Consider the following 12,991-nt stretch of genomic DNA (forward strand, 5'->3'; position numbering starts at 1 on the left):
AGCTTTTTTATATTTGTAAATTTGATTAGCGGTCGATATTTCGTTGTTTTTCACCTGTATAAAGCTGGCGTGGACGACCAATTTTATGAGGAGTAGATTGCATTTCTAACCAGTGTGTAATCCAACCAATAGTACGTGCAAGTGCAAAGATTACAGTGAACATTGATGTTGGAATACCAATTGCTTTTAAAATAATTCCTGAATAAAAGTCTACGTTTGGATATAAGTTACGTTTAATGAAGTATTCGTCTGATAGTGCAATACGTTCAAGTTCCATTGCAAGTTCAAGCTGAGGGTCATTAATACCTAATGCACCAAGAACCTCATCACACGTTTCTTTCATTACTTTAGCGCGAGGGTCAAAGTTTTTATAAACACGATGACCAAAGCCCATGAGTTTGACTTCTTTGGTCTTTACTTTTTCCATGAATGGCGCAACATTTTCAACTGAACCAATTTCATCAAGCATTTTGAGTACAGCTTCATTGGCACCACCATGTGCAGGTCCCCAAAGTGCTGCAATTCCTGCGGAAATACATGCGTAAGGGTTTGCACCTGTAGAGCCAGCTAAGCGTACTGTAGATGTAGAGGCATTTTGTTCATGATCTGCGTGTAGTGTAAAGATACGATCCATTGCTCTAGCAAGAATAGGGTCTACTTTATAGTCACGGTCCGCAGGCGTTGCAAACATCATATGCAAAAAGTTTTCTGCATAATCTAAGTCATTGCGAGGATAAATAAATGGCTGACCCACTGTATATTTATAGCTCCAAGCTGCGAGCGTTGGCACTTTTGCGATTAAACGAATTGCTGTAATTTCGCGATGGTTTACATCATCTAAATCTAAGTTGTTATGGTAAAACGCAGAAAGTGCACCAACGACACCAACCATAATTGCCATTGGATGTGCATCACGACGGAAACCATTGAAGAAACGGCTAACTTGGTCATGAACCATTGTGTGGTTACGAACTTGGCTATCAAACTCTTTTTTCTGTTCGGCTGTTGGTAGTTCGCCATTTAATAATAAATAACAAGTTTCTAGATAATCTGTTTTTGTTGCTAACTGATCAATAGGATAGCCACGATGTAATAAGATACCTGCATTGCCATCAATATAAGTAATTTTTGATTCACATGATGCTGTTGCCATGAAGCCAGGATCAAAAGTAAAGTGTCCTGATGCAAGGACATCTTTAACATCAATAACGTCTGGGCCTAATGTTCCACTGTAAATTGGAAGTTCAATTTCTTTTCCATTCAGTTTGAGTGTGGCTTTCTTACCATTTGCTTCAGACATTCATAGATCTCCTGTCCTGGTGAATGTAATTTGATATGTGTTTAGCTGCTTTATCTTGCTTGTGCTGGATAGAGTTGCTTGTAATCACTACCTGTGCATTTACAGTTTGCATCCGATATTTGGATAAAAATTAAACTTTTATTTTTAATATTGTATGCAAAATAAACATATCTTGTCCTTATTCCTTTCAATGTACAGCAATATAAGGGGAAAAATATAGTCTTTTGTGTGTTAAGCATAATAGAAAAAATGCCAAAACTAGACATAAATAGATGTTTTTTTAAACTGCAAAGGCTTGAGAATGTAGATAAATAAAGGGTTTTGGTTTAGAAATATTTAGTAAAACTTTTTTGTAAGGATGGTATTTTTTGTCAAGAAAAAGATTAAAAAAAATACACTCAATTTCATTAAATGATCATATTTATCAGATAAGGTGAATTAAAACAAAGGCTAACCTTATTTAAAAAGGGTGAATAAATTTAATGCAAAAAAAATAAATATGCAAAAAAGTCAATAAATTCACGTGATATATCAAAATATGAGAAAATAAAAGATTTTAAAAATAAGAATAGATCATTGATTTTTGACGCTTTAAATTTGAAAATTATCTTATTTGTGATTTTATAAATGATTATTATTTAAATAAAATAGTTTGTTTTTAGATCAGATTGCTTGTTTGAAATTTGTCAAGACCCGTTCTATAATTCCAATACGTAGAAAAAAATTTAGGCATGATGCCTGAATAATATGCTAGCTTTCCTTTGAATTAATCTAACAAACTCCAGAAGGAGTTTTTACTTACAGGATGCCCGCTGTGAAAAGCAACAGACCTGTCAATTTGTCCATGGGACAGGTGTTAGCGGTTAATTTACGCTCTCCCGTGGCTATTGCATCAATCCTACACCGTTTGTCAGGTGTAATCGTATTCTTGTTGGTTCCAGTACTTTTATGGATATTGGATAAGTCATTGTCTTCTCCTGAAGGCTTTACTTATGTGAAAGAACAAATTTTTGGAAGTTTCTTCGTACGCCTTATTGTCTGGGCTTTTGTTGCAGGCTTGATTTACCATTTTATTATGGGAGTTAAGCACTTGTTTGCAGATCTCGGATTTAATGAGGAACTACAGAGTGGTCGAGTGGCAGCTACAGTTTCATTGGGCTTGTCTGTGATTGGGATAATCGCAGCGTTTATATGGATTGTAATCTAATGAAAAGTGCTACAGGTTTAACAGGTTCAGGCTCTCGCGATTGGTTTATTCAACGTATAAGCGCAATCGTATTAGCGGCATATACTGTCATTGTATTTGGATGGATATTGCTTCATAGCGGTTTTAGCTATGAGCAGTGGTCTGGCTTTATGATGATGCTTCCAATGAAGGTTTTCTCATTACTTGCGATTCTTTCTTTAGTTGCTCATGGGTGGATTGGTATGTGGCAAGTCTTTACAGACTATGTTACTACACGTCACATGGGGCCATCTGCATCGGGTTTGCGCTTGGTTCTGACGACAGCAGTCATTATTGCTGTATTCGTTTATGCAATTTGGGGTATCCAAATTTTTTGGGCAAACCGATAGATAGGAAGACATCATCATGGGCGCAATTACTCCCAAAGAAAATTATTCTAATATTCAAAATTTAACATTTGATGCTGTCATCGTTGGTGGTGGTGGTTCGGGTATGAGAGCGGCGTATCAACTTGCTCAAGCAGGTTTGAAAGTTGCTGTACTTACAAAAGTTTTTCCAACACGTTCGCATACTGTTGCTGCTCAAGGCGGTATTGGTGCATCGCTTGGAAATATGCAAGAAGATAATTGGCATTATCATTTTTATGACACAGTAAAAGGTTCAGATTGGTTGGGTGACCAAGATGCTATCGAATTTATGTGTCGTGAAGCACCTAAAGTAGTTTATGAACTTGAACATATGGGTATGCCATTTGACCGTAATAATGATGGTACGATTTATCAGCGTCCATTTGGTGGTCACTCTGCAAATTATGGTGAAAAAGCTGTGCCACGTGCATGTGCGGCAGCAGACCGTACAGGGCATGCTTTATTGCATACGCTATATCAAAGCAATGTAAAAATGGGTACACAGTTTTTTGTAGAATGGATTGCACTTGATCTGATTCGTAATGAAGAGGGTGATGTTCTTGGTGTTACTGCCTACGATCAAGAAACGGGTGATATTGCGGTATTCCAAGCGAAAGCGACATTGTTTGCAACGGGTGGCGCAGGTCGTGTATACCGTGCATCGACCAATGCCTATATTAATACAGGTGATGGTTTGGGTATGGCTGCACGTGCAGGAATTCCGTTACAAGATATGGAATTCTGGCAGTTCCATCCAACAGGTGTTGCTGGCGCAGGTGTACTTCTGACGGAAGGTTGTCGTGGTGAAGGTGCTATTTTAAGAAATAAAGATGGCGAACCATTTATGGAGCGCTATGCACCAACACTAAAAGACCTTGCACCACGTGACTTTGTATCGCGCTCTATGGACCAAGAAATTAAAGAAGGTCGTGGATGTGGGCCAAAAGGCGATTATATCTTGTTAGATATGACGCATTTGGGGGCAGATACGATTATGAAGCGTTTGCCATCAGTTTTTGAAATTGGTAAAAAGTTTGCAAACGTAGATATTACAAAAGAGCCAATTCCTGTTGTTCCAACTATTCATTATCAAATGGGTGGTATTCCGACCAATATTCACGGTCAGGTTGTTATTCCTGTTGGTGAAAAAGATGCCTCACTTGAAGCAGGTTATGATGTTGCTGAAGATAAATATGAAAGTAATAGTCAGCGTAACTTTACCCAACCTGTAAAAGGTTTATATGCAATTGGCGAGTGCTCATGTGTATCTGTACATGGTGCAAACCGTTTGGGTACAAATTCTTTACTCGATTTAGTTGTATTTGGTAAAGCAGCAGGCGAGCATATCATTGATTATGTGACCAAACATCATGGAGATGAATACACGCCGTTGCCAACCAATGTTTTAGAAAAAACACTGGCACGTGTAAATAAGTTGGATAGTTCTGCATCAGGTGAAAATGCACAAGATGTTGCTGATGCAATTCGTGACATTGTACAAGATCATGCTGGGGTGTTCCGTACTCAAGCATTACTCGATAAGGGTGTAAAAGAGATCTTGGCACTTGAACCACGTGTTCGAAATATTCATTTAAAAGATAAATCTAAAGTATTTAATACTGCACGTATTGAAGCATTAGAAGTTGAAAATCTGTATGAAGTTGCAAAAGCAACGCTTATTTCTGCGGCAGCACGTAAAGAATGTCGTGGAGCACATACGGTTGTAGACTATGAATTACCTGCAGACCATCCAACGTACTCTTACGGACGTCGTGATGATGAATGGATGAAGCATACACTTTGGTATGCCGCAGATAACCATTTAGAGTACAAGCCAGTACGGTATTCGCCGTTAACTGTTGATGCCATTCAACCGAAGCCACGTACATTCTAATTGGGAGATAGAAATGAGTAGGGGAACCCGTATTTTCGAAATCTACCGCTATGATCCTGATAAGGATAAAGCGCCGTACATGCAAACTTTTAAGTTAGAGCTTACAGACAAGCATCGAATGTTACTAGATGCGTTGTTGGCTTTAAAAGTTCAAGATGAAACATTAACATTTAGACGTTCTTGTCGTGAAGGTATTTGTGGCTCGGATGGCGTGAATATTAATGGTAAAAATGGTCTGGCTTGTTTGCAAAATTTAAATGATTTGCCAAAAAAAATAGTTATTCGTCCGCTTCCAGGTCTGCCTGTAATTAAAGATCTTGTTGTAGACATGAATCAGTTTTATGATCAGTATGACAAGATTCAACCATTTTTAATTAACAATCAACCTGCACCACCAAAAGAACGCTTACAAACGCCAGAAGAGCGTGAGCATTTGAATGGTCTATACGAATGTATTTTATGTGCATGCTGTTCGACATCTTGCCCTTCATTTTGGTGGAATCCAGATAAATTCTTAGGGCCATCAGCATTGCTTAATGCGTATCGTTTTATTATCGATTCTCGTGATACAGCGACTGCTGACCGTTTAGCACGTTTAGATGATCCATTCAGCTTATTCCGTTGTAAGGGAATTATGAACTGTGTTTCTGTTTGTCCTAAGGGGTTGAACCCAACAAAGGCGATTGGTCATATTCGTAATATGCTTCTAGATCAAGCGGGTTAATCTGTTGTAAGTAAGGGCGCACTTTGGTGCGCTTTTATTTTATTTATGTAATTTAATGGTCGTGAATAGCGTATTTTTCTTGAAAAAATAGTGTGGTCGGCTCAACATTAGAAATAGTGATAATCATGAGTTATTTATTCATGAAATCCTGATGACAAAAGGCATAAAAAGCGAAAGTAGCTGTGATAGAATTTCCGAACAAGAATATTGAAAAAAGCCATCTTAGCCATGCTATATAGTGTGAGAGAATAGTAAAGTGTACACAAGGATTGAGTCGCTTTAGAAAAGCTAAATAGTGGTTTATTTTTTCTAAGTCGATTAGTAAAAATTGCACGATTTTATATAACGTATAAATAAGTGGTGTAATTACAGAATGAGATTAATTTCTCATTAAGCGTGTTAGGTGAGTATTTGATCTAATATGAGGGTTGTGTTCTCCATACTTTATTTTAGTCGGGCATAATAATAAGTGTATTTTTACATTATTGACACGATCGATCATGGGTTGCCTCATGAGTAGCCTGTAAATGTTTTTGCAACAAGGAAATGGGTCCAAAAATGCAAGAAGTTGCTGACGCATTGCGTCTCGATACTGAACTTTCAGCTGATAGTGCAGCATATATTGAAGAATTATATGAGCAGTACTTAACTTCTCCATCTACAGTCAGTGAAGACTGGCGTAAGTATTTCGATAAATATCCCAAGGGCGATCAACCACATGGAACTGTGCGTGAACAATTTTTATTACTCGGTCGAAACTCCAAGCGAGGGCAACCAATTGGCCAAAGTACAGTAAGTACAGAGCACGAGCGTCGTCAAGTTGGTGTTTTACAACTCATCGCTGCATATCGTAATCGTGGACATCAAAAAGCACATTTAGACCCGTTAGGTATTGCAATTCGTGAAGATGTACCAGATCTTGAGCTAGGAGCACATGGCTTAACGAAGTCAGATTTAGATACAGTCTTTAATACAGGTAATCTGGCGATTGGTAAAAGTGATGCTACTTTAGGCGAAATGGTAGATGCGATGGAAGCAACCTACTGTCAGTCTATTGGTGCTGAATATATGCACATTGTAAATACTGTTGAAAAGCGTTGGATTCAACAGCGTTTAGAAGGTGCAAAAGGTCAGTTTGACTTTTCAGCAAGCCAGAAAAAGCACGTGTTAGAGCGCTTGACTGCTGCGGAAGGTTTAGAAAAATATTTAGGTAATAAGTTTGTTGGTGCAAAGCGCTTTGGTGTGGAAGGTGGTGAGTCTTTTATACCTATGGTTAATGAGCTTATTCAACGTGCAGGTGCGGTGGGATGTAAAGAGGTTGTAATTGGTATGCCTCACCGTGGGCGTTTAAACCTTTTAGTCAACATTATGGGTAAAAACCCTGCCGATCTCTTTGGCGAGTTTGAAGGGAAGTCATTGACGAAAAAAGGTTCTGGTGATGTAAAGTATCATCAAGGTTTTTCGTCAAATGTAGTAACGCCAGGGGGAGAAGTCCATCTTGCATTGGCATTTAACCCATCGCATTTAGAGATTGTTGGTCCTGTGGTTGAAGGCTCGGTGAGAGCTCGTCAAGTACGTCGTAAAGATATTGGCGGTGATGATGTTTTACCAATTATTGTACATGGTGATGCTGCATTTGCAGGTCAAGGTGTAAATATGGAAACCTTCCAAATGTCACAAACACGTGGCTATACGGTGGGTGGTACAGTACATATTGTAGTAAATAACCAAGTTGGTTTTACAACATCTAACCCTAAAGATGCGCGTTCAACTGAATATTGTACAGACATTGCAAAAATGGTTCAGTCACCAATTTTCCATGTAAATGGTGATGACCCTGAAGCTGTTGTATTTATTTCTCAGCTTGCACATGACTTCCGTCATACATTCCGTAAAGATGTAGTGATTGATTTATTCTGTTATCGTCGTCGTGGTCATAATGAAGCAGATGAGCCATCTGCAACTCAGCCAATGATGTATAAAGTCATTAGTAAGAAACCAACGACACGTACATTATATGCAGATAAGCTGGTACAAGATCAAATCTTAGACCGTAATGAAGCGGACAAGATGATTGAGTATTACCGCTCAGATTTGGAAGCGGGTAAGCATGTTGCAAATGCACTTGTACTTGAGCCAAATACAAAAATGTTTGTCGACTGGAAGCCTTATCTTGGTTTAGATTATACAGACAACTGGGATACTTCTTTTGATATTGAGCGTTTAAAAGAGCTTGGACGTAGAATGCATACCTTACCTGAAGGGTTTGAAATGCAGCGCCAAGTATCGAAAGTCATTGATGAACGCTTAAAAATGCAAACAGGTGAAACACCACTAAATTGGGGTGCTGCGGAAACTTTAGCATATGCAACCATTTTAGATGATGGCTATCTTGTACGTATTAGTGGTGAAGATGTTGGACGTGGTACGTTCTCACATCGCCATGCAAAACTACATAACCAAAAAGATGGTTCTGAATATTTACCGCTTTGCCATATTAAAGAAAATCAGCCACGTTTTGCACTTTGGGATTCTTTGCTTTCTGAAGAAGCTGTTCTTGCATTTGAGTATGGCTATGCAACGACTCAACCACATGCATTGGTTGTTTGGGAGGCACAGTTTGGTGATTTTGCTAACTGTGCACAGGTTGTAATTGATCAGTTTATTGCATCTGGTGAGACCAAATGGGAGCGTGTGTGTGGTTTGGCTATGCTATTACCACATGGATTTGAGGGGCAAGGACCTGAGCATTCATCTGCACGTTTAGAGCGTTTTTTACAGTTGTGTGCAGAAGATAATATGCAAGTGGTTACACCAACGACACCTGCACAGATTTTCCACCTTTTACGTCGTCAAGTTGTTCGTCCAATTCGTAAACCACTGATTGTGATGTCACCTAAATCTTTATTACGTCATAAACAGGCGGTATCTAGTTTAGAAGAACTTGCACAAGGACAATTCCAAACGGTCATTGATGAAGTGGATGCACTGAATAAGTCTGATGTGAGTCGCGTTGTATTATGTGGTGGTAAAGTCTACTATGATATTGTAGACAAACGCCGTGAAGAAAACTTAGACAATGTTGCAGTAGTACGCGTAGAGCAGTTATATCCATACCCAGAAAAACGCCTTGCGGAAGTACTTGAATTATATCCAAACGCAAAAGATGTGGTTTGGTGTCAGGAAGAACCACAAAACCAAGGTGCTTGGCATTTTATTGCACCGCGTTTATTCGATGGTTTCATGACTGCTGGAAAACAAATTAAACTTCATTTTGCAGGACGCGAAGCATCAGCAGCCCCTGCATGTGGTTCACCATATTTGCATGCAAAACAACAAGCTCAGCTTATTTCTGACGCGCTGGCGCTTGAAGCTGAATAATCAGGAGAAGTAGTATAATGGCAACCGAAATTAAGGCACCGGTATTCCCAGAGTCAGTAGCAGATGGAACAATAGCTACATGGCATAAGAAAGTAGGTGAAACTGTATCACGTGACGAAGTTATTTGTGATATTGAAACAGATAAAGTGGTGCTTGAAGTTGTTGCTCCTGCAGATGGTAGCTTGGTTGCAATTGTCAAAAATGAAGGTGACACGGTACTTTCAAATGAAGTGATTGCACAGTTTGAAGAGGGTGCTGCTGCACAGGCTGCACCTCAATCTGCTGATGTTAAAGAAACTGTAAAAGCTGCGACAGCACAAACAGAGGCAGGTGCTTCTGCTATTGTTGAACGTGAACAAATACAGGATCAAGCACCTTCAGTACGTAAAGCATTAACTGAAACAGGAATTGCAGCAGCAGAAGTACAAGGTACAGGACGTGGCGGGCGTATTACAAAAGAAGATGTTGTAAATCATCAAAGTAAGCCTGCTACTGTAGTGTCACCTACAACAGCGCCGTTAAGTATGGCTGTTGGCGAGCGTATTGAAAAACGTGTACCAATGACGCGCTTGAGAAAACGTGTTGCTGAAAGACTGCTGTCTGCAACACAACAAACGGCAATGTTAACGACATTTAATGAAGTCAACATGAAACCAATCATGGACATGCGTAAGCAATATAAAGATGCGTTTGAAAAGCGTCATGGTTCACGTTTAGGGTTTATGTCTTTCTTCGTAAAAGCAGTAACGGAAGCATTGAAGCGCTATCCTGCTGTAAATGCATCTATTGATGGCGATGATATTGTTTATCATGGTTATTATGATATTGGTGTTGCTGTTTCATCTGAGCGTGGTTTAGTTGTTCCTGTACTTCGTGATACTGACCGTTTGAGTTATGCTGAAGTTGAATCAGGTATTCGCGGTTATGCTGAAAAAGCACGAGATGGTAAGCTATCAATTGATGAAATGACAGGTGGAACATTTACCATTACCAATGGTGGAACATTTGGTTCATTGCTTTCGACACCTATTCTAAACCAGCCACAAACTGGTATTTTAGGTATGCATAAAATTCAAGAACGTCCTATGGCAGTAAATGGTCAAGTGGTTATTTTACCAATGATGTATCTTGCATTGTCTTATGATCACCGTATGATTGATGGTAAGGAAGCTGTTGGGTTTTTAGTAACAGTGAAAGAGCTTTTAGAAGAGCCAGCAAAATTGATTCTTGACCTTTAATTTTAATTTTTTAAACGAATAGTAATAAAACCACAATAAGTTAAACCACTTATTGTGGTCTATGGAGATAAATATGTCTCAACAGTTTGATCTTGTTGTGATTGGCGGTGGCCCAGGTGGTTATGAGGCTGCAATTCGTGCAGCACAACTCGGCTTTAAAGTTGCATGTATTGAGAAGCGTATTCACAATGGTAAACCATCTTTAGGTGGTACGTGTTTAAACGTAGGCTGTATTCCATCGAAAGCATTGTTGGATTCGTCGCACCGTTTTGAATCTACACAGCATGAACTTGCAGACCATGGGATTACAACAGGTGAAGTATCTCTTGACCTTGCAAAATTACTTGCTAGAAAAGATAAGGTTGTAGATCAACTTACAGGTGGTGTTGCTCAATTACTTAAAGGTAATGATATTGAGTGGCTACAAGGTACGGGTAAATTACTTGCAGGTAAAAAAGTAGAATTTGTTCCACATGAAGGTGAAACCCAAATCTTATCGCCTAAGTATGTGATTTTAGCTTCAGGTTCTGTACCTGTAAATATTCCTGTTGCTCCTGTAGATCAAGACTTAATTGTAGATTCAACAGGCGCGCTAAGTTTTCCTGAAGTACCAAAGCGTTTAGGTGTAATTGGTGCTGGCGTGATTGGCTTGGAATTAGGTTCTGTTTGGCGTCGTTTAGGTGCAGAAGTTATTGTTTTTGAAGCAATGGATGCATTTTTACCAATGGCAGATAAAGCATTGGCGAAAGAATATCAAAAAATTCTGAAAAAACAGGGGCTAGATATTCGTATTGGCGCAAAAGTTGCTGGTACAGAAGTTAATGACCGTGAAGTTGTTGTTAAATATACTCAAAATGGTCAGGAGCAAACTGAAACATTTGATAAGCTTATTGTTTGTGTAGGGCGTAAGCCGTATGCAGCAGGTCTGCTTGCAGAAGATTCAGGTGTTAAAGTTACAGATCGCGGTTTTGTCGAAGTTAATGATCACTGTGCAACATCGGTTGAGGGTGTATATGCAATTGGCGATCTTGTACGTGGTCCAATGCTTGCACATAAAGCGATGGAAGAAGGCGTAATGGCTGTTGAGCGTATGCATGGTCATGCAGCGCAAGTAAACTATGACACAATTATTAGTGTAATTTATACACATCCTGAAGCTGCATGGGTTGGTTTAACTGAAGAAGCTGCGAAAGAGCAAGGTTATGATGTTAAAGCAGGCCAATTTCCATTTGCTGTAAATGGGCGCGCGCTTGCGGCAGGTGAAAGTGCAGGTTTTGTAAAATTTGTTGCAGATGCAAAAACAGATCGTTTACTTGGTATGCATGTTGTTGGCCCTGCAGCATCTGATATTGTTCATCAAGGTATGATTGCACTTGAGTTTGTTTCTTCAGTGGAAGACTTACAGCTAATGACATTTGGTCATCCAACATTCTCAGAAGTTGTTCATGAAGCTGCACTTGCTGTAGATGGTCGTGCTATTCATGCTATTCAACGTAAGCGTAAATAAAGAATATTTTTGATTTGAAAAGCAGTCTTATATAGGCTGCTTTTTTTGTGCGAAAGATAGATAAAAAAATACGCAATGGTTGGGGAGCCACTGCGTATAATAACAAAACTAAAATCGTTTTCTTTATATGAGCAGAATAACGCCAGTAGTCGTATTGTTCAGTCATAGTTATGTGATTAAATGTGACTGTCTGTAATTTTAAAATTCAAATAATTCATATATTTATTTTAATATATGAATTGGTTTGCACTGTTTAGAATCTAAACATACCAAGACCAGACTTTATTTCATCTAATGTGATTTGAGTCATAATTTGACACTTTTTAGTCCCTTCTTGTAATACGTCCATAATGTAATCAGGGTCTTTAGAAAGCTCATTGCGACGTTCACGTATTGGTTCGATAAGCTCTTTTAAAATACCTTCTAAGCGTTTTTTAACAGTACCATCACCTAAACCACCACGACGGTAATGTGCTTTGAGTTCTTCAAGCTCATCTTTGTTTGTATCGAAGGCATCTAAGTAAGTAAAGACAACATTGCCTTCTACCTGACCTGGATCTTCAATACGAAGATGGTTCGGGTCTGTATACATGGAATTTACGGCTTTCTTAATATCTTTATCTGTTGCATTAAGTACAATGGTATTGCCAAGCGATTTAGACATTTTTGATTTGCCATCAAAGCCAGGAAGACGTCCAACATTAGATAAAAGTGCTTTACATTCAGGAAGGATATCATTTCCAATTTGTCTATTTACACGACGAACAATCTCATTTGTTTGTTCAATCATTGGTATTTGATCTTCACCGACAGGAACAACTGTTGCTTTAAATGCAGTAATATCTGCTGCTTGTGCAACAGGGTAGCATAAAAATCCGGCAGGAATATCGCGTTCGAACCCGCGCATTTGTATTTCAGATTTAATTGTTGGATTGCGTTCTAAGCGAGCAACAGTCACAAAGTTTAAATACAACATTGTGAGTTCATTTAGAGCAGGTAAGTGCGACTGTACACAGATGGTTGTTTTGCTTGGGTCAATTCCTACAGCAAGGTAGTCGGTTGCAACTTCTATAATATTACGACGAACTTTCTCAAAGTTGTCTGCATTATCAGTGAGTGCTTGTGCATCTGCAAGTAATATATGCTGATGATGAGAGTCTTGTAAGCCCACGCGAGAACGTAAAGAACCAACAAAATGTCCTAAATGTAACTGTCCTGTTGGGCGGTCCCCAGTTAAAATAATTGGACGTTGATTTTCTACTGTCATACTATAATCCTAAAATGAATGAGCTATTTTAATTTGGAAATGCCCATATTGTACGCCATAAAAGTGCATTATGTATAAATGACATAA

At 38.9% G+C, this 12,991-nt stretch carries 9 protein-coding genes; 7 read left to right on the plus strand and 2 right to left on the minus strand.

The features are described from left to right. Nucleotides 1-25: 25 nt before the first annotated feature. Nucleotides 26-1,300 (minus strand): citrate synthase, encoded by a 1,275-nt coding sequence (gene gltA / locus AC1MPL_RS06145; RefSeq protein WP_479764927.1) that lies wholly within the window; start codon nt 1,298-1,300, stop codon nt 26-28. A gap of 805 nt (nt 1,301-2,105) precedes the next feature. Here gltA and sdhC point away from each other — a divergent pair. The 7 genes from sdhC (at nt 2,106) to lpdA (ending at nt 11,637) form a co-directional block, all read left to right on the plus strand. Then, nucleotides 2,106-2,507: a succinate dehydrogenase, cytochrome b556 subunit gene (gene sdhC / locus AC1MPL_RS06150; RefSeq protein ID WP_479764928.1), complete on the plus strand. Its 402-nt coding sequence runs from the start codon at nt 2,106-2,108 to the stop codon at nt 2,505-2,507. After that, nucleotides 2,507-2,875 (plus strand): succinate dehydrogenase, hydrophobic membrane anchor protein, encoded by a 369-nt coding sequence (gene sdhD, locus AC1MPL_RS06155; protein WP_479764929.1) that lies wholly within the window; start codon nt 2,507-2,509, stop codon nt 2,873-2,875. Before sdhC ends, sdhD begins: the two co-directional genes overlap by 1 nt. Nucleotides 2,876-2,891: 16 nt before the next feature. Continuing rightward, nucleotides 2,892-4,787 (plus strand): FAD-dependent oxidoreductase, encoded by a 1,896-nt coding sequence (locus AC1MPL_RS06160; protein WP_479764930.1) that lies wholly within the window; start codon nt 2,892-2,894, stop codon nt 4,785-4,787. 13 nt (nt 4,788-4,800) lie between these two features. Then, nucleotides 4,801-5,511: a succinate dehydrogenase iron-sulfur subunit gene (locus AC1MPL_RS06165; RefSeq protein WP_023272505.1), complete on the plus strand. Its 711-nt coding sequence runs from the start codon at nt 4,801-4,803 to the stop codon at nt 5,509-5,511. Nucleotides 5,512-6,069: 558 nt separating this feature from the next. Next, nucleotides 6,070-8,892 (plus strand): 2-oxoglutarate dehydrogenase E1 component, encoded by a 2,823-nt coding sequence (locus AC1MPL_RS06170; RefSeq protein WP_479764931.1) that lies wholly within the window; start codon nt 6,070-6,072, stop codon nt 8,890-8,892. A gap of 17 nt (nt 8,893-8,909) precedes the next feature. After that, a complete protein-coding gene (odhB, locus tag AC1MPL_RS06175) occupies nt 8,910-10,130 on the plus strand; it encodes a 2-oxoglutarate dehydrogenase complex dihydrolipoyllysine-residue succinyltransferase (RefSeq protein WP_479764932.1) in 1,221 nt (406 codons plus the stop codon). A 73-nt stretch (nt 10,131-10,203) separates the two neighbouring features. Beyond that, nucleotides 10,204-11,637 (plus strand): dihydrolipoyl dehydrogenase, encoded by a 1,434-nt coding sequence (lpdA, locus tag AC1MPL_RS06180; RefSeq protein ID WP_479764933.1) that lies wholly within the window; start codon nt 10,204-10,206, stop codon nt 11,635-11,637. 253 nt (nt 11,638-11,890) lie between these two features. On the opposite strand, the gene trpS is transcribed toward lpdA, so the two are convergent. Continuing rightward, nucleotides 11,891-12,904 carry a tryptophan--tRNA ligase gene (gene trpS, locus AC1MPL_RS06185; RefSeq protein WP_479764934.1) on the minus strand — a complete coding sequence of 338 codons (1,014 nt, stop codon included), beginning with the start codon at nt 12,902-12,904 and terminating at the stop codon, nt 11,891-11,893. Nucleotides 12,905-12,991: the final 87 nt, after the last annotated feature.

The sequence above is a fragment of the Acinetobacter sp. N1-1 genome, assembly GCF_056711485.1.